This window comes from Mucilaginibacter litoreus (genome assembly GCF_042676805.1).
In the GTDB taxonomy this organism is placed as follows: domain Bacteria; phylum Bacteroidota; class Bacteroidia; order Sphingobacteriales; family Sphingobacteriaceae; genus Mucilaginibacter; species Mucilaginibacter litoreus.
The window spans coordinates 633427-652618 of sequence record NZ_JBHTHZ010000001.1; the positions used below are offsets into that span (position 1 = coordinate 633427).

The window sequence follows — 19192 nt, forward strand, 5'->3', positions numbered from 1 at the left end:
TAGTAAAGTTTATTGGGGTTTATAAACCAGGTCTTTTAAAGGCGGTACATCATACCGGTCTTTTATGTCCTTTAGTTGTACAACAATGCCTTTGGTAAAGGCATTATGCTTGTAGTTATTAATTATCTCAAGTACGTCGGGGTCAATGTAGCGCGAGTTTGACCCATCTATAACCACATCGCTGTTTTTAGGCAGGCTGGTTAAAGTAACCTGTATAGCCGCCTTGTTCAAAAATGAAACCTCTTCGGCAAGTTTGATCTTTATAGTGTCCTTATCGCCGTTACGGCCAATGGTATAAAAATATGGGTTGCGCATATTGGTTCGCAGTATATAAAATACGCCTACCAGCATACCTATACCAACGCCTATTAAAAGGTCGGTCATTACCACGGCTATAATGGTTACCACAAAAGGGATAAACTGATTGAGCCCTTTATGCCACATGTGTTTGAAAAGGCTTATCCTTGCCAATTTATAGCCTACTGTTAACAATATGGCCGCCAAACATGATAGTGGTATTTTATTTAGCAAGGTAGGTATAGCCAACACGCAGATGATCAATAAAAAGCCATGGAAAATAGCGCTCATTTTTGTGCGTGCGCCGGCGCCAACGTTTGCAGATGAACGTACAATTACCGCCGTCATGGGCAAACCGCCCAGCAAGCCGCTCACCAAGTTGCCGGCACCCTGAGCAACCAGTTCGCGGTTTGTAGGCGATACCCGTTTTATCGGGTCAATTTTATCTACTGCTTCAAGGCTAAGCAAAGTTTCAAGGCTGGCTACTATGGCTATGGTAGCCGCGGTTATCCAAACCTGTTTATTGCCAATGCCGCCGAAATCGGGACTTTTAAATAAGGCAAAAAACTCACCAGAATTGTTTACAACCGGTATCTGCACATATTGCTTATCTAAAAGGGCAAAGCCTGTACCGGCAAATACCGAGGCCAGTATAGTACCTGCAACCACAACCAGTAACGGCGCCGGCACCAGGGCAAGCTTCTTGAATTTTGGCCAGTATATCATTATAGCAAGCGATACAAAAGCGATGATAACGGCGCCGTAATTGATTTTAGACAAAGCGTGCAGGATACCTGAGAACGTATTTTCAGAATCCATCTGTGTAAAACCCTCGTCGCCCTCATAATCCTTATCGTAGCCTACGGCATGCGGAAACTGTTTCATGATCAGGATAATACCTATCGCAGCCAACATCCCCTCTATTACAGAGGACGGAAAGTAGTTTGCAATAGTGCCTGCCTTGATCAACCCTAACACAATCTGCATGGCCCCGGCAATCACAATGCATAGCAAAAATGCCTCGAACGATCCCAGTTTTGTGATGGAGTTGAGTACAATAACCGTTAACCCGGCAGCAGGCCCGGCCACACTAAGTTGCGACCCGCTAAGCATACCCACTACTATCCCGCCGACAATACCCGCCAGCAGCCCCGAAAACAAGGGCGCTCCGGATGCCAGGGCAATACCCAAACACAATGGCAAAGCAACTAAAAATACCACCAGACCGGATGGTAGATCCTTTTTAAGATTCTTGCCTAAAAAATACTTCTTAATATTAAGATCGCCGGCGGTAACGCCGCCTTGCTTGATTTGCATATATGATAACGTTTAAAGAAATTTTAAGATAAACTGGTGTAAACAGCCCTGAAAAAGCTGAAGCAGTACATTATGCCACAGCTAAAATTAACTGTGCGGCATAGCCGCCGGATGTGATACCCGGCTAAAATTTAATTAAACGTTGGGAGGCGGCGTGGGGACAACAGGATGATATACCTGCTGATAGAGTGATCTTTCCTGGTTATGCAGGATATTGGTTTCGGCAATAAATGGGCGATAAATAGTCAGGTGGTTCAAGTCCTCATCAAAAACCTTTTTTTCTTTAAAAGCGTCCTTTTCAGGATCCTCCTTTTCGTTTTTGGTTTCATGCTCTAACTGCATGATAACCGCCCGTACCGTTTTATTGTCGAGGCATAAAAAAACAGGCGCAACAGAGATGACCATCTTTGCAACAAAGATGCCCAGGAATAACCCTGCTATTACGTTTTTTATAATCCTGCTTTTCATGCATTACAAATATATGATTTTTTGATAATGCAAGGTATCATCAGCTGCATTAAGGTTAATCTTACAATTTAATTACTAATTTTAACGCTTACCAATCATCGTACCGTGAATAAAAAATTGGAGCTACTACAACAAAAACGTAACCAGGCACTGGAGGGCGGCGGCGCCGCGCGTATAGAAAGTCAGCATAAAAAGGGTAAACTATCCTCCCGCGAACGCCTGCATTTTTTACTTGATGAGGGGTCCTTCCAGGAGATTGGCATGTTTGTAACCCATCGCTCTACCGATTTCGGGATGGAAAAAGAAAAATATCCCGGTGATGGGGTAGTTACAGGTTATGGCACCATAAACGGCCGTTTGGTTTATGTCTTTTCGCAGGATTTTACTGTTTTTGGCGGGTCGCTTTCCGAAACCCATGCCGAGAAGATCTGTAAAATAATGGACCTGGCCCTTAAAAACGGCGCGCCGGTAATAGGCCTTAACGACTCTGGCGGCGCACGCATACAGGAAGGTGTAGTATCACTTGGCGGTTATGCTGATATTTTCTACCGTAACACGATGGCCAGCGGCGTCGTTCCGCAGATATCGGCCATTATGGGGCCTTGTGCTGGCGGCGCGGTATACTCGCCCGCTATTACCGATTTTATATTAATGGTTGAACATACCTCTTATATGTTTGTAACCGGCCCAAACGTAGTTAAAACCGTTACGCATGAGCAGGTAACGTCTGAAGAGTTAGGCGGGGCGCATACCCATGCTACCAAAAGCGGGGTAACCCATTTTGCCTGCGCAAATGAGATCGAAGCGATACAGCATATCAAAAAGCTGCTAAGTTACATGCCTCAGAATTGTGAGGACCGTGCACCTTTGTTACCGTATGAGCCGAAAGATGAAAGCCGCCCTGCGTTAAATGATGTAATGCCTGAGAACGCTTCACAACCTTACGACATACGCGAGGTTATTGAGCAGGTGATTGACAGCGGCTCATTCCTGGAAGTGCATAAAGATTTTGCCGAGAATATCGTAGTTGGCTTTGCCCGTTTAGCCGGCCGAAGCATTGGGATAGTGGCTAATCAGCCAATGTTTTTAGCAGGCGTGCTTGATATTAACTCATCAACCAAAGGAGCCCGTTTTGTACGCTTTTGCGATAGTTTTAACATTCCGCTGCTGGTTTTTGAGGATGTACCTGGCTTTTTACCCGGTACCGACCAGGAATGGAATGCTATCATAACCAATGGCGCCAAATTGTTATACGCCTTTTGCGAAGCGACTGTTCCGCGTGTTACGGTGATTACCCGCAAGGCTTATGGCGGCGCTTATGACGTGATGAACTCCAAACACATTGGTGCCGACATGAACTATGCCTGGCCTACGGCCGAGATTGCCGTTATGGGTGCCAAGGGCGCGGCCGAGATCATTTTTAAACGAGAGATTTCTGCAGCAGAAGATCCGCAGGCTAAATGGCAGGAGAAGGAGCAACAGTATGCAGGTATATTTGCTAACCCCTACCGCGCTGCCGAACGTGGTTTTATAGATGAGGTTATCGAACCATCAGCAACCCGCAGTACACTTATCGCGGCCTTTAAGATGCTGGAAAATAAGGTAGTGAACAATCCCAGAAAAAAACACGGCAATATACCGTTGTAGAAAGCCTTAGTAAGTTAACTTAAAATAGTTACAATAATTCCCTCCCTTGGGAGGGTTAGGGAGGGGTTGACGTTCGATATATTACATAAACCCCTTCCTCCTCCTTCCCCGGGGAAGGAATCGTACTTGGCCCTTGCTTTTTTAGAGTAAGGCAAAAAAGAAAAATTCCCTCCCCCGGGAGGGTTAGGGAGGGGTTGAACAGAAAACAATCAGTCATGAGTAAAATCATTCCTTATAATTTCAAACTCAAAGCCTTAGCACGCAAGCTCAGGAAAGAGATGACATTTGGTGAAGTAGTATTATGGAACGAATTAAAACGCGATAAACTTTTTGGATTCGATTTTGACAGGCAGCGTTGCATAGATAATTATATCGTTGATTTTTATTGCAAAGAACTAATGCTGGTAATAGAAGTTGATGGCATGTCTCACCATCATCAGGAAGCTTTTGTTAAAGATGACTTACGACAACAAAAGCTGGAAAGTTTTGGAATCAAAATAATTCGTTTTAGCGAAGCTGAAGTAAAACATAACATGCTTAATGTTATTAGAAGCCTCGAAAGCGTTATCATAGAAATTCTTAAAAGTAACCCTGAAATTAAACTGCCATTGAGTTTCCCTACAGAAGTCTTGAATAATTAAAATGATGTTTCAACAGAACCCCTTCCTCCTCCTTCCCCAGGGAAGGAATCGCACAAGCCATTGCTTAAAGATATTACAATGACTGAAAAAATAAAATTTCCCTCCCACGGGAGGGTTAGGGAGGGGTCGAACTTGATATATTACATAAGCCCCTTCCTCCTCCTTCTCTGGGAAGGAATCTTGCTTGGCCCTTGCTTTATGATTATCAACAAGGGCTGAAATATAGAATTCCCTCCCCCCGGGAGGGTTAGGGAGGGGTTGACGCTAAACAAAAAGCTATGCTATCCATCGAACAAATAACACCGCATTTAACCTGGCAGCTACGCAGGGATGTGCTTTACCCTGGCGAGTATAAGTTTAATATGGAAATGCCCGAGGATGAGCATGGCTATCATTTCGGCGCATTTACCGATAATAGGCTTGTAGGTGTGGTATCGTTGTTTAATAATCAGCAGGACTGGCAGTTTAGAAAATTCGCTATCGATGCTGCCTATCAGGGCCGGGGTATCGGCGCGGAACTTTTAAACTATATTACAAAATTTGTGGTGCAGGAAAACGGCGAACGCTTATGGTGCAATGCCCGCCTTTCTGCAGTTGGCTTTTATATTAAATTCGGCTTTGCGCAAACCGGTGAGGTTTTTAACAAAAAGGGTATAAATTTTATACTAATGGAGAAATCATTAGCCGACTAAAATTAAAAAAGATCAGCCTGCCTTGCGCAAACTGACCTTTATACTAACTGACTAACTATGTTATCTTAAAATTAACACCGCAAAGGTGCGGTACGCATGTAAATTACACGTTAAGTAAAAAATAAGGTTTACATGCTTTTAAACTGTTTTTACGTCATTCTCAAAGGGTTTATTATATTTGCCTGTAGCTACTCCCCCCGGTAGTTTGTTATTTTATAATTCGCATGGCTAAAAAGAAAACAGAAGAAAATAAGCAGCAACCTGCTGTAGTAAATGAAACATCGTTAGCATTTTTTGAAAAATACATCAACAACCCTTCCCCTACAGGTTTTGAATGGAAAGGCCAGGAAATATGGCTGGATTATATTAAGCCTTATATAGATGACCATTATGTTGACAACTACGGTACAGCAGTTGGCATTATCAATCCTACTGCCGAGTATAAAGTAGTTATTGAGGCACATGCCGATGAAATTTCATGGTTTGTAAATTATATTACTAACGATGGGTTGATATATGTTATACGCAACGGAGGTAGCGACCACCAGATAGCCCCATCAAAACGTGTTGACATCCATACCGATAATGGCATAGTAAAAGCTGTTTTTGGATGGCCTGCTATACACACCCGCCTGGGTGGCGAAAAAGAGGAAGCCCCTACGCTAAAAAACATTTTTTTAGATTGCGGCTGCACCAGTAAAGATGAAGTTGAGGCATTAGGCATACACGTAGGTTGCGTAATTACCTATGAGGATGAGTTTATGGTTTTAAATAACCGCTACTATGTTGGGCGTGCGCTTGATAACCGTGCCGGTGGTTTCATGATAGCCGAGGTTGCCCGCTTGTTAAAAGAAAATAATATACAACTGCCTTTTGGCTTATACATAGTTAATGCCGTACAGGAAGAGATTGGCCTGCGTGGCGCCGAAATGATAGCCCACCGCATCAAGCCAAACGTGGCTATAGTAACCGATGTTACCCATGATACGGGTACGCCAATGATTAATAAAATAACCCAGGGCGATCTTGCATGCGGAAAAGGGCCGGTAATTTCTTATGCGCCGGCAGTTCAAAATAACCTGAACAAGCTGCTTATAGAGTCGGCCCAAAAAGCAAACATACCTTTTCAGCGCCAGGCATCTTCCAGGTCTACCGGTACTGATACCGATGCCTTTGCTTATTCTAATGACGGTGTGCCATCCGCTTTAATATCATTACCGCTGCGATATATGCACACCACGGTTGAAATGATACACAAAGAGGATGTAGACAACGTTATCCGCCTGATATACGAGTCGCTTTTGAATATTCAAAACGGGCAGGACTTCAGGTACATCAAATAATTAAAACCAACACATATCAATACTTGTGTATTAACTACTCACACCCTACTTATACCATGAAACCAACACTATTAATTTTGGCCGCAGGAATGGCCAGCCGTTACGGCAGTATGAAACAGGTTGACGGCTTTGGCCCAAATGGCGAAACCATTATCGATTACTCTATTTATGATGCGATCAAAGCAGGCTTCGGAAAAGTTAGCTTTATTATCCGTGAGGAGTTTGCTGAAAGCTTTAAAGAAAAGTTTGAGCCTAAACTAAAAGGCCGCGTTGAAACTGATTACGTGTTTCAAAACTTCGATCTGAAACCTTTTGGTATTGACGAAGAGATTGAGCGCGCTAAACCATGGGGAACCGCGCATGCTGTACTTGCCGCCCGTAACCAGGTAAAAGAGCCTTTTTGCGTTATCAATGCTGATGACTTTTATGGTTATGAAGCGTTTGAAAATATGGCGAAGTTTTTAACTACAGAAGCATCTGACGATACTTATTCATTGATAGGTTACCAGATCGACAAAACTTTGTCTGAAAACGGCACCGTATCCCGCGGCGTATGCGAGGTTGACGAAAACGGAAACATGACCGAAGTTAACGAACGTACAGAAGTTTACTTTAAAGAGGACGGAAGTGTAGCATATAAAGACACTACCGGCGAACACCCTTTAAAAAATGACACCCGTGTATCAATGAATTTCTGGGGTTTTACACCTGCTGTATTTGAGCAGAGTGAGCCAATGTTTAAAAGATTTGTTGAGGCAAACAAAGACAATCCTAAGGCCGAATTTTTTATTCCGCTTGTGGCCGATGAACTGATAAAAAGTGGCGTAGCTAAGTTTAAAGTTATACCAACCTCGGCAAAATGGTTTGGTGTTACTTACAAAGAAGATAAACCTATTGTTCAACAATCGATATCTGACCTGGTGAATAACGGCACTTATCCGGCAAAATTGTGGGAATAATCCTCATACACTATAAAGAAGAGGGAGCGTAATTTACGTTCCCTTTTTTGTTTTACTACGGCTGGCTTATATATACCTACTATTGGGTATTTGAAAAAAAAGTTAAATAATTGTTATTAAAGTTTAATAACTTTACAAAAACCAATTATAACGCTGAATAAAATCATTCAGCAAACCATAGTGTTGTTTCCATCGTAAATAGATGGATTTCTTGTTTTTTTAATTAATAACCAATTGAGCCGTACTACTAAATCCCCCGGTATGTACTGTCCAAAGTGTGGCAGTCCGTTTCATTTTCAAATGCACCGAAACTGGTTCGTAAAAAATTTACTATTCTTTTTACCTATCAGAAAATACTTTTGTGCCAAATGCAAAAAAGGCAGTTATGTAATAAAGCAAAATAAAACCGCCGACTGATTTTGGTATGAGTATTGCTAATAATATTAAAAATTTATTAGAATTATTTTCAGATACTTAAAATATATATTATGAGACGGATTTTAGCTGTGGATGATGATAACGATATATTAGAGATTCTGCAGTTTATACTTGAAGATTCGGGATATAAGGTAGACACATTATCAGATGGACGGCGCCTGATGGAAACCATCACCGAAAAAAATCCAGATCTGATTCTGCTTGACATTATGCTTGGCAGCGTAGATGGCCGGGAACTCTGCCGCGAATTAAAAAAACAAAATAACACACATGATATCCCGGTAATCATGATATCGGCCAGCCATAATGTAAGCAATAATTTAAACAAGGATGACGGCCCCAATGATTTTATAGCCAAACCATTTGATATTAATGTACTACTTAATTCAATAAAAAGGCAACTGGCTGCTGCTTAAATATTCTGGCGCTTTATACCGTAGCTTTCCAGCTCTTTATCTATTCTGATATTCCAGGCTTGTTGCTGATAAGTGTTACCGCTATGCTGGGTATCATCATCATAAGTTTTTTGCATAGTGTGCATCTCGCGCATCGCATCCAAATAAGCAACATTTATTTCCCCATCAAAATTATCAACAGGTAACTTCTGATTCAGCAAACGTTGTTTAAAGTGTTCTGCTGCAAGTTTGGCTATCTCAAAATGGCGCTGCTCGTGGTTAAGTGCATAATCAGTTTTGGTACCTGCAGTTACCCAGCAGGCGCTCTTGGCAGTCCAAACTTTTAAATCAAGTGTTACAGTAATAATCCCATTGTTAATCTGCGTGTCCTCATCATAGCCAAAACCGGCGAATATTTCGGCGCCAAACCTGCTGGTTTTAGCTGGCCGTGCTTTAAAATCGCTCCATGTTAAAGGGCGTTTTACCGAATAATAAATAGTATCATCTTCAGCAGGTTCATTGTAATCATTAAACATTAATCTCACTGCCCTGGCCAGTTTAAGGTTAGTAGCAGCCTGTTCATTCATCCAGTTGTTTAAATAAGTCACAGCGTTTGTTAAGGCATCACTTATCATAGGCTCTACCTGGGTTGCAGGCCCGCTTTTACGTTTATACTTTATGGTAGTATTGTAATTGGTCAGCGCAAGCGTATCAAAAGGGTGTATCAGATAATATTCTATATTAAGTTTGATAGCTCCTGTTACCGCTCCCTTTTCCGCATTTGCCTCTTCAACATTTAAATTTTTAAACTTAATCAGCACAGGCCGCATGCTTTTATCGGCAAAGGTAGATTCGTTTATGAAGGTTTTTACACCCTTAAATCCATCTTTTATATCTATACTGTAAGCTTGCCCCGGTTTACCGGCAGATAATACATAGGGTTGTAATTTACCAACAGACGATTTACCTGCCCTGTCATCTTCAATTGAGGCTATGAAGTACTCTTTGGGTTTAATTTGTGCAGCTTTGCTTTTAAGAGTTATATAAGTTATAGCCTGCCCCCGTGCAAATGCGCAAAAACAAACCATTGTTGTTAAAATAAAAATACTTGCTCTTTTAATCATGTTGTAAATCAAACGTTTAAAATAAGTGATTATTTTTTTCAACACCTATCAATTGCTTGCTAATGACATAGTATATTGCAAGGCCTTACACATGTTACTGTTTTATACTGATAAAGTTTTAAACAGTTATACCACAAGCATAATTGCAACCGTTTAAAAAAAGTGCTTTTCCACACTTGTTAATTACTAATGTGGATTGCATTTTTGCGATTAAGCTAATTTAGCATCATCATTATTGCGCTCTATGAATAAACTTAAATACGCCGCCTTAATTGCCCCGGTATTTTTATCCCTGCCAGCGCTTGCACAGCAAAACCCATCCTTTCATGTTAACCGTACTTATCAAAGTGCTAATAACTTATTGGCTATGGGTAAATATGCTGCCGCAGCCGAGCAATACCGTACAGTTGAACAATGGAGGCTTAAAACTACACAACAATCAAAATTCGAGTCGGAGTTATCACTTTTAAAAGAAAACTCACAATATTACGAAGCCGTTTGCGCCCTTGAGCTTGATAATGACGATGCCGAAAGCATGTTTACCCGCTTCATCAAAGAGCATCCCGAAAATCCGCTGGCTAAAGCCGCCTATTTTCAGGTTGGTAAATCATACTTTAAACAAGGCAAATATGATCAGGCGCTTGAGTGGTTCAATAAAGTTGATGCCGGAGACCTTACCGGCAGCCAGAATACCGAATACAAGTTTCGTAAAGGCTACGCCTATTTTGTAACTAATGATTATAAAAACGCGCAGTTACTATTCAGCGAAGTAAAAAATAAAAAGTCGCCTTATACGGATGACGCCACTTACTATTTTGCCTATATAGCTTATTTAAACAAAGACTATCATTTGGCGCTGGCTAATTTTGAACGTTTAAAAAACTCAAAAAAATATGAGGCCAGTTACCCGTACTATATCACCGCCGTTTACTTTTTAGATAAACGTTATGATGATGTATTGAATTACGCCATCCCTATCATTAACCGCACAAAGCAGCAGCACGAAACAGAGATGCTGCGCATTATTGGAGCCTCTTATTTTGCTAAAGGCAACTATGACAAAGCGGTTGAATATTATGGCCGCTTTGAAGACCAGGACCAGGGCCGTACGCAGAACACGCAGGATAGCTACCAGATTGGCTATGCTTACTATAAGGTAGGCAATTATGCAAAGGCGGCAACTGTGTTGGGCAAGTTGGTTGCACAAAACGACAATTACAGCCAAAGCGGAAGCTATACTTTGGGCGACGTTTTCCTGAAAATGAATAACAAGCAAAGCGCACGTAATGCCTTCTTTACTGCATCAAGGTTAAATTTTGACCCGCAGATACAAGAGGACGCCCTTTATGAGTACGCTAAGCTTTCTTATGAGCTTGACTTTAACGTAGAAGCGTTAAATGCTACACGCCTGTACCTTAAAAACTACCCCCGCTCTGCCCGCAAGGATGAAGTAAAAATATTGTTAGGCGAAGCTTTGCTTAATTCAAGAAATTACAAAGAGGCGGTTGAAATATTGGAGCCTATTCCAAACAAATCTCAAAGCGCTCAGATCGCCTATCAAAAGGTTACTTATTTCCGCGGGTTGGAGTTTTACAACGAGCGTGCTTTTGAAAATGCGATCGGCGTATTCCTGCGCTCATTGCAAAACCCGGTAGATACCAAAATTAAGGCTTTAACACTGTACTGGATGGCCGAGTCGATGTACGAGGTGCGCAAGTACACGGAGTCGGTTGAAACTTTCGAGCAGTTTTTGGCTATGCCTGAAGCTAAGGAAACTGAGGTTGCTAACTTTGCTAATTACGCGCTTGCTTATGCCGCTTTTTACGATGAGCAATACCGTAAAGCTGCCAATTATTTCGAAAAGTTTTTACGCGGCGACGTGAAAGATAAGAACACCGAGAACGATGCTATCAGTCGTTTGGGTGATAGTTATTTTGCACTCAAGAGTTATAGTACTGCCCTGCAGTATTATGACCGGATCATAGCGCAGCACAGCCAGGGCCAGGAATATGCTTTATTTCAGCGCGGTATTATTCAGGGTTTGCAGGGATCGTTCGATGCAAGGATAAGCACCCTGAACAGTTTATTATCGCAGTTTCCCAACTCCGATTATGCAGATGACGCTGCCTTTGAAATCGCGTATGCTTATTTCCTGAAAAATGATGGTGAGCGCGCCAAGACAGACCTGTACGCCATGATAGCTAAATACCCGCATAGCAGTTATGTGCCACGCGCATATACAACCATCGGCTTAATAGAATACAACGCCGGTAATGACGATGCGGCTACAGACGCCTTTAAACGAGTGGTGTCTGATTACTCATCCACCGATGAGGCTAAGCAGGCGCTTAAACAGGTAGAAAAGATATACACCGATAAGGGTGATGCACAAACCTTCCTGAATTACGCCAACTCTACCTCTATTGGTAACTATACAACATCTGAGCAGGAAAACCTGTTGATAACAGCTGCCAATAACCTTTACCTTAAAGGCGACTGGCAGGGAACCGTAAACGCGGTTAACGCTTACTTCGACAAATTTCCGACCAAGCAGATCTATGAAAAGCAGGCTCGCTTTTTAAGGGCGCAAGGCTTGGCCAACCTTGGAAAATACGACGAAGCCGTTGTTGATTACAATGTGATATTGAATGACTGGACAAGCGCCTACAGCGAAAAATCGCTTATTGCGATGGCTAAATTGTACATGAAGCAAAAGAAATACAACGACGCCATTGTGTTCCTGAAAAGGCTTGAAACCAACTCTGAGTACAAGGCAGATTACAGCTTTGCCATAAACAATCTGCTGTTTTGCTACGCCGAGATTAACATGCCAGACGATGTACTGAAGTATGTAAAGCTGGTACGCGATTACGAAAAAACCGCACAGGAAGATAAGTACCGTACCGGCCTGTATGCAGGCAGGGCTTACCTGCAGCGTGGCGATACTACCGCGGCAGTTAAAGAGCTTAACTATACCGTTACCAACACCAAAACAGTTGCAGCGGCAGAGGCCAAGTATAACATTGCCAACATAGAGTATTTGCAAGGCAAATACAAAGCATCACAAAAAACCTGCTTTGATCTGGTTAAAGAGCTTTCAAACTACGATTACTGGGTAGCTAAAACCTACATTTTACTTGCCGATAACTATGTTGCGCTGAAAGATAACTTCCAGGCAAAAGCTACCCTGCAAAGCGTGATAGATAACTATAAAGGCGACGATGATGTGTTACCTGCAGCAAAAGAAAAGCTGAACAAACTGGTGCCGCAAAAAGCCGGGCAAACACAACAGGCACAACCTGCCGCCGAAGAACAAAAAGCTGATGAGCAACCAGCAGCTACCGAACAAAACCAACAGGAGAACAAAGAACAATAGAACGGAGAGAAAAAGCAATGATATCAAAATATAAATTCGCACTGCTTAGCTTGTTAACGGTATTTTTCTTTGCCCCTGCCAGTGCACAAACAAAGAAAACCGCTGATAAAAAGCAGCCTGCCAAAACCACTAAGAAAACGGCTCCGGTACAAAAAGCCAGTGCAAAAAACCTGGGAGACGCAGCCGCAAAGGTAACTGCCGATACGACTAAAAAAGGCGGCGCAAACAACGCACCGGGCAATGGCGGCGGCCTTGCCGAAGAAATTGTGGTGACTACTTCTTACAAGCCCGTACTGGCCGAAGCGGTAAAAATAAGGCGCAACCCCGACCTGGAAGATAAAACACCCTATAAAGCCCCATTAAGCTATTCGCTGATGGATAAAAAGTTAACCCAGGATAACAACATCCGCCAGTTAGAAGCGATGAAAAGGCCGCCTGAGCAAGACTCGGCATTGCTTAATAACTATGCGCGCGTTGGCCTGGGTAGTATGAAAACCACTTTTGGCGAAGCTTACTTTGGTAATGGCCGCGATGAGGCTTTGCAGGTAGGCGGTTACTTAAAACACTTTGCACAATCTGGCAGCAGCATCAATAAACAAAATGATAGCCGCCAGGAAATTGGTGTTTTTGGCAAAAGCATCAACCAGGAGAACACACTTTCCGGCCGCCTGACCTATCAGCGCCATGGTACTTACTTTTATGGCTTTGACCAGGATGCCGTGGTACCTGTGCCAGAGTTCGACCCGCAAAAACAAACCTTTAACACTTTTGGTGCCGAAGGTGAAATTGCTAAAAACTACACCGACGAAGAGAACGCTTTTACCTACGCGGCCAAGTTTAAAGGTTATGTATTTAAAAATGCTTACAGTGCGCGCGAAAACAATATTGTGTTAAGCGGTTTCATGAACAAAACCGTTAAGCAGTTTTACGCAGGTCTTAGCGCGTCATTAGATCTTGGCACCCAAAAGGATAGCTTATACTCTTATAACAATAGTATTTTAAGGGCCAATCCTTACATCAAATTTCAGGGCGATAATTACAAAATTGAAGCAGGTATTAACCTGGCGAAAGAATTTGGCATGTCATCCCGCTTCTATATTTTCCCTGCAGCAAAGCTGGAGTTACAGGTTATACCAAAATATGTGCGCCTGTTTGCAGAAGCTACCGGCGATATCAATCGCGCCTCGATAAAAGGTTTTACAGATATTAATCCTTTCCTTGGCGAAAATATCAATCTTGTTAATTCTGTCGACCGTTTGGATATTAACCTGGGCCTAAAAGGTACGCTTGCTCCGGGCTTAGGCTTTAAAGCGGCTATTTTCCGCAACACGGTTAAAAACCTGCCAATGTTTGTCAACAATTTTGGTGAAGAAATTAATAAATACCAGGTGATATATGATAACGGGGACACGCGTGTTAGTGGCTTTAAAGGCGAGCTTGATTTTAAACCAGGTGAAACTTTCAATATTTACGGCCGTATAGAAATCAAAGACTACAAGATGGCCAGCGAAGCAGAGCCATGGAACCTGCCAAAATTTATTTTAACCGCAGGTACCGCTATCCATATAAGCGATAAGGTAGATATCAATGGTTCATTAATGTTCAGGGGCTCTGCAAAAGAGCGCTTAAGCCTTACCAACACAGCCGGAAATGAATATTACGCACCAATAAAATCTTTTGCCGATTTAAGCGGGGGCGCTACCTACAAAGTAAATAAACAGCTTTCGGTATTTATACAGGCCAACAACATACTTAATGCAAGCAGTAAAACATGGTATTATTACCCTAACTACGGGTTCAATATATTTGGCGGCGTAGGGTATGCATTTTAGTTTTTCTGATGTTTTAATAATCCGTACTTTTAGCGAATGGATGTAGGTAAACATATCAGCGAACTACTGGTGCTTAATACTGAAGTAAGCGTGCCGGGGTTAGGTTATTTTGCCCACACACGTATAAACGGGCACTACAACCAAACCGAAGGTACACTTTATCCGCCTGCTTATATTGTTCAGTTTGATCCTCAACTAATTGAAGATGAGGTTTTGGCCGAGTATGTTGCCGAAAAAAAGAACATTTCGCTGGCATCGGCCAAATATTTTACCGAAAAATACATCAATAACATAAAATTGCTGGCGCAAACGCAGGAAGCTGCTTTGGCAGATATCGGGTGGTTTTCTGCAGCAGGAAACAAATTATATTTTAAGCCCAACACAGCCTATAATACCCACCCCGGTCTTTTTGGCTATTCCCCTGTACAGATACAAAAAATTGGCGCTACGCCGCTACAGGATAATGTGAGCGCTAATATTGCGCCTGCAAAAGACACAAAACCGGTAGAGCTGAATGTTATGCCTCAAAACAACGCTATCTGGGCGGAAACCACTCATGAAGATGAGGAATATCTGATCAACCTTACTAAAAAGCGCAAAAGAGGTTTAACAGTTACCTTTATATTTTTAGGGCTCATATTTGCGGCGCTGATAGTATACCTGGCAGACAGGTATGATCCTACGATTTTTAACCTTGAGGCGCCAAAGCCAGAAGCAAGAGATAAAGGGACGGTTATAAATGCTAAAGTAGCGCCTGTTGAGGATACGGTTGCGAACGACACGCTTAAATCTGCTGTACAGGCAGACAGTTCATCGCAAAAAATAGCCCCGCTAAATGCAGATACCATAAAAACTTTACCTGCGGTAAAAGATTCTGTTGCCGGGCCACGTTATGAGGTAATGGGCGGATCTTTTAAAGATGCTAAAGAAGCAAATAAAGCTATCGCTAATTATAAAAAACTTAAGATAGAGGCACGTGTTGTTACCGATGCGCCAGGAAAAAGAGTTAACCTAACGTTGGGCACATTTAAAACACATGCCGAAGCTGAGGCTGCACGCAAAGCATTAATTGCAACAAAAAAAGTTAAAAAGGATATATACATTAAAGAAATCAAACCAAAACTATGACGTTATTATTGCAGGTTACAGATACCGCCGCAAAATTAATTGATACTGCACATCAAACTACTCAACAGCTATCACAGCAAATACCAGAAGAAGAACTACGTTTTGGCGACCTGCTTATAAAGGGCGGTTGGGTAATGGTACCAATAGGTATACTGGCTATACTGGGCCTTGTTATATTTTTTGAACGTTATTTTACTATCCGCAAAGCATCTAAAAACGAATCGCATATTATGACACAGGTTCGCGGCAGTATCATGTCTGGCAACCTGCAATCGGCCATAGCTATTTGCCGCAACAGTAACTCGCCGCTTGGCCGCATGCTCGAGAAAGGTTTACTGCGCATCGGTCGCCCTATTAAGGATATCGAAGGTGCTATTGAAAACGTGGGTAAGTTAGAGGTATCCAAGCTCGAAAAAAACATTGGCATCATCGGTATAGTTGCCGGTATTGCCCCAATGTTTGGTTTCCTGGGTACTATTGCCGGTGTGATCAAGATCTTTTATGATATATCAAAAACCGACAACATCAGCATGGGTGTTATATCCGGCGGTTTATATGTAAAAATGGTTACCTCAGCTGCCGGATTGTTTGTGGGTATCATTGCTTATGTATGCTACCACATACTTAATATGATGGTTGATAAAGTGATTTTGAAACTCGAAACAGATGCAATTGAATTTATTGACCTGTTAGAAGAACCAAGCAAATGAATTTAAGAAAAAGACAAAGGGGCGCATCGGCAGAGGTACATACCTCGGCCATGAACGATATTATGTTTTTTTTGCTGCTGTTCTTCCTGATAGCATCTACCGTTACCAACCCTAACGTGGTGAAACTGATGCTTCCGAAATCTTCAAGCGGGCAATCGGTTTCTAAAAAAACCATTAATGTTTCCATCGACAAAAACTTAAATTACACAGTTGATAAAAAGCAGGTACCGGTAGACCAGTTGCAGAATACGCTGCAATCATATAAAAGCCTGGCAACAGAACTGACTATTGTGTTATATGTAGACAGGACAGTTGCCATACAGGATGTGGTACAGGTAATGGATATAGCACAAAAATTAAATATTAAACTGGTACTGGCCACCGAGCCAAAAGCAAAGTAGAATCAAGTATCAAGTATCAAGGAATAGTGTTTTAATACTTGATACTCGATACTATATACTTGATACTAAAAATGAATTACAGGGAAGAAAATAATTATCCGAAAGCATTTGCCGCTACTGGTGTCATATTGGGCATTGTAATGGCGTTATGCTATTTTATTGTTTTCCAGATGCCGGTTAAAGAGGAAGATGGCACCGGCGGCATCCTTGTAAATTACGGAACTGTGGACGAAGGCATGGGCGATGATTATATGAGCATTGAAGAACCATCTGTTGCGGAGAAAGCCAATAACACCAAGCCCGATAAGGTTACCCCTGCCCCACCTACTGAACAAAAAGTAGAAGCCGACCAAAGCGATAAAAACGTTGTAACCCAAAGCAATGAGGATGCGCCTGAAGTTGCGGCCAACTCCAAAGCACCAAGCAGCACTGTTGCTACCACCCCTAAGAAAACGGAGGCCAAGCCAACCGTTAACCAAAACGCTCTTTACAAGGGCAAGACCAATAACGGCACCGGCGCGGGCGATGGAACCGGCAGCACACCCGGCAACCAGGGGAAACCAACCGGAACAACGTTAACCGATAGCTATGATGGAACAGGATCTGGCAATGGCGGTAATGCTTTAACTGCACGCAACTTTGTACGCCCTCCTGCTAAACCCGATGTTGCCAATTTTGAGGGCAAAGTAGTGATCGAGTTCAGGATTGATAAAAATGGCAATGTAGTATCTGCCAATGTGGCCCGCGGATCAACTACACTTGAGGGTGATGTGGTTAGTAAGTGCATCCAGGCTGTTTTAAACGCAAAGGTAAGCGCTTCTGCCGGGGCAAGTGATGTACAAACTTACACCCAAACATTTGTGTTCAAGCGGCACTAATAACCCCTCCCTAACCCTCCCAAGGGAGGAAACTATTGTTGTTCACTCACTATTCAAACCAAGGGCCATGTGCGATTCCTTCCTCGGGGAAGGAGGAGGATGGGGTCTGTATCAAGCGTTGCCCCCTTCCTAACCCTCCCAAGGGAGGGAGCTATTTCCTTTATATGAAAAAGGAAGAAGGATGAGGTTTTTTATCAAGCGTTGTCCCCAGCATAAAATTATCTTAAGTTTGCACTTGAGCCCATAGCTATCAACTATGGACTATGGACCATGGACTATAATCAGACCCTCGATTACTTATATACTCAGTTGCCCATGTTCACCCGGGATGGGGCATCGGCTTTTAAGAAAGACCTGATCAACACCATTGCGCTTTGCAAATTGCTGGATAACCCACAGAACAAGTTTAAAAGTATACACGTTGGCGGCACTAATGGCAAAGGTTCAACCTCGCATATGCTGGCCGCGATTTTGCAAACCGCAGGTTATAAAACCGGGTTGTATACTTCACCGCATTTAAGGGATTTCAGGGAGCGCATCCGTATCAACGGCCAAATGATACCTGAACAAACAGTAATTGACTTTGTGGCCGGAAATAGTGTAAACTTTGATCATATAAAACCGTCGTTCTTTGAAATGACTGTGGCCCTTGCATTTGATGTTTTTGCGAAACAGCAGGTAGACATTGCCGTGATTGAAGTTGGCTTAGGCGGCAGGCTCGATTCTACAAACATCATTACCCCCTTGCTTTCTGTTATCACCAATATTGGCTGGGACCATATGAATATGCTGGGCAATACGCTTGAGTTAATTGCAGGCGAAAAAGCTGGTATTATTAAGCCAAATATCCCGGTTATTGTGGGCGAGTATCAGCCGGAAGTAGCGGAGGTATTTGTAAATAAAGCTCAGGAACAACAAAGTGAACTAACCTTTGCATCGGAGGTAAAATCTGTAACAGTATCGGCGGATACATCTGAAAGCGCTTATATTGATATTAAAGCTGATAAATTATCACTGCAGCTTGATCTTACCGGTGTTTATCAGCTAAAAAACGTAAAAACTGTACTAACCGCGGTTGACGAGTTACGCAAACAAGGCTTTGATATTAAAGATGAGCACATTTGCACTGCCTTGAAACAGGTGCGCACGCTTACGGGCCTCCATGGCCGTTGGGAAACCATCAGCATGCAACCCCTTACGATATGCGATACCGGCCACAACCCCGACGGTATAAGCGAAGTTTTGAAAAACATAGCTGCGGTGAATTATAATAAACTGCACTTTGTTATAGGTATGGTAAACGATAAGGATATTACCAAAGTATTGGCTATGCTGCCAAAAGGTGCCATATACTACTTTTGCAAGCCGGATATACCTCGCGGATTAGAGGCAAAAATTTTACAGCTACAGGCAGCGGAATTCGGCTTAAATGGAAACGTTTACGCCGGTGTTAAGGATGCTTTAGCGGCCGCGCAGCGTGCAGCATCTGACAACGACCTGGTGTTTGTAGGAGGCAGCACTTTTGTTGTGGCGGAAATTATTTAAA

16 protein-coding genes are annotated in these 19192 nt (G+C 42.6%); 13 read left to right on the forward strand and 3 right to left on the reverse strand.

The window, feature by feature from the left end; translation table 11 throughout:
- Positions 1-9: 9 nt before the first annotated feature.
- Together ACFQZX_RS02985 and ACFQZX_RS02990 are read right to left on the reverse strand one after the other, a co-directional pair.
- Complete coding sequence (locus tag ACFQZX_RS02985; RefSeq protein ID WP_377111173.1) at positions 10-1614, reverse strand: SulP family inorganic anion transporter; 1605 nt, start codon at positions 1612-1614, stop codon at positions 10-12.
- Between the two features lie 135 nt (positions 1615-1749).
- Positions 1750-2082, reverse strand: coding sequence for a hypothetical protein (locus ACFQZX_RS02990; protein WP_377111174.1), 333 nt, complete (start codon positions 2080-2082; stop codon positions 1750-1752).
- Positions 2083-2187: 105 nt separating this feature from the next.
- Here ACFQZX_RS02990 and ACFQZX_RS02995 point away from each other — a divergent pair, with 105 nt between their 5' ends.
- The 6 genes from ACFQZX_RS02995 to ACFQZX_RS03020 all read left to right on the forward strand — a co-directional run bounded on the left by ACFQZX_RS02995 (position 2188) and on the right by ACFQZX_RS03020 (position 8218).
- Positions 2188-3729 carry an acyl-CoA carboxylase subunit beta gene (locus ACFQZX_RS02995; RefSeq protein WP_377111175.1) on the forward strand — a complete coding sequence of 514 codons (1542 nt, stop codon included), beginning with the start codon at positions 2188-2190 and terminating at the stop codon, positions 3727-3729.
- Positions 3730-3944: 215 nt separating this feature from the next.
- Positions 3945-4370 carry an endonuclease domain-containing protein gene (locus ACFQZX_RS03000; protein WP_377111176.1) on the forward strand — a complete coding sequence of 142 codons (426 nt, stop codon included), beginning with the start codon at positions 3945-3947 and terminating at the stop codon, positions 4368-4370.
- Between the two features lie 278 nt (positions 4371-4648).
- Entirely contained in the window at positions 4649-5062 is a 414-nt protein-coding gene (locus ACFQZX_RS03005; protein ID WP_377111178.1) for a GNAT family N-acetyltransferase, read from the forward strand.
- A 224-nt stretch (positions 5063-5286) separates the two neighbouring features.
- A complete protein-coding gene (locus tag ACFQZX_RS03010; RefSeq protein ID WP_377111180.1) occupies positions 5287-6405 on the forward strand; it encodes a M42 family metallopeptidase in 1119 nt (372 codons plus the stop codon).
- Between the two features lie 56 nt (positions 6406-6461).
- Complete coding sequence (locus tag ACFQZX_RS03015) at positions 6462-7364, forward strand: nucleotidyltransferase family protein (protein ID WP_377111181.1); 903 nt, start codon at positions 6462-6464, stop codon at positions 7362-7364.
- A 488-nt stretch (positions 7365-7852) separates the two neighbouring features.
- Positions 7853-8218, forward strand: coding sequence for a response regulator (locus ACFQZX_RS03020; protein WP_377111182.1), 366 nt, complete (start codon positions 7853-7855; stop codon positions 8216-8218).
- Here ACFQZX_RS03020 and ACFQZX_RS03025 read toward each other — a convergent pair.
- The gene (locus tag ACFQZX_RS03025; protein ID WP_377111184.1) at positions 8215-9321 is read right to left on the reverse strand and encodes a DUF922 domain-containing protein; all 1107 of its coding nucleotides are present in this window, start codon (positions 9319-9321) and stop codon (positions 8215-8217) included. The genes ACFQZX_RS03020 and ACFQZX_RS03025 overlap by 4 nt on opposite strands.
- A gap of 244 nt (positions 9322-9565) precedes the next feature.
- Between ACFQZX_RS03025 and ACFQZX_RS03030 the strand changes: the two genes are divergently transcribed.
- The 7 genes from ACFQZX_RS03030 to ACFQZX_RS03060 all read left to right on the forward strand — a co-directional run bounded on the left by ACFQZX_RS03030 (position 9566) and on the right by ACFQZX_RS03060 (position 19191).
- A complete protein-coding gene (locus ACFQZX_RS03030) occupies positions 9566-12697 on the forward strand; it encodes a tetratricopeptide repeat protein (protein ID WP_377111185.1) in 3132 nt (1043 codons plus the stop codon).
- Positions 12698-12714: 17 nt separating this feature from the next.
- Positions 12715-14529: a hypothetical protein gene (locus tag ACFQZX_RS03035; RefSeq protein ID WP_377111187.1), complete on the forward strand. Its 1815-nt coding sequence runs from the start codon at positions 12715-12717 to the stop codon at positions 14527-14529.
- Between the two features lie 36 nt (positions 14530-14565).
- Entirely contained in the window at positions 14566-15657 is a 1092-nt protein-coding gene (locus ACFQZX_RS03040) for an HU domain-containing protein (protein WP_377111189.1), read from the forward strand.
- Positions 15654-16367 (forward strand): MotA/TolQ/ExbB proton channel family protein, encoded by a 714-nt coding sequence (locus ACFQZX_RS03045; RefSeq protein ID WP_377111190.1) that lies wholly within the window; start codon positions 15654-15656, stop codon positions 16365-16367. The genes ACFQZX_RS03040 and ACFQZX_RS03045 overlap by 4 nt, the downstream gene beginning before the upstream one ends.
- The gene (locus ACFQZX_RS03050; protein ID WP_377111192.1) at positions 16364-16768 is read left to right on the forward strand and encodes an ExbD/TolR family protein; all 405 of its coding nucleotides are present in this window, start codon (positions 16364-16366) and stop codon (positions 16766-16768) included. Before ACFQZX_RS03045 ends, ACFQZX_RS03050 begins: the two co-directional genes overlap by 4 nt.
- 71 nt (positions 16769-16839) lie before the next feature.
- Positions 16840-17646, forward strand: coding sequence for an energy transducer TonB (locus ACFQZX_RS03055; protein ID WP_377111193.1), 807 nt, complete (start codon positions 16840-16842; stop codon positions 17644-17646).
- Between the two features lie 270 nt (positions 17647-17916).
- Positions 17917-19191, forward strand: a complete 1275-nt coding sequence (locus tag ACFQZX_RS03060; protein WP_377111194.1) for a bifunctional folylpolyglutamate synthase/dihydrofolate synthase — start codon at positions 17917-17919, stop codon at positions 19189-19191.
- Position 19192 lies beyond the last annotated feature (1 nt).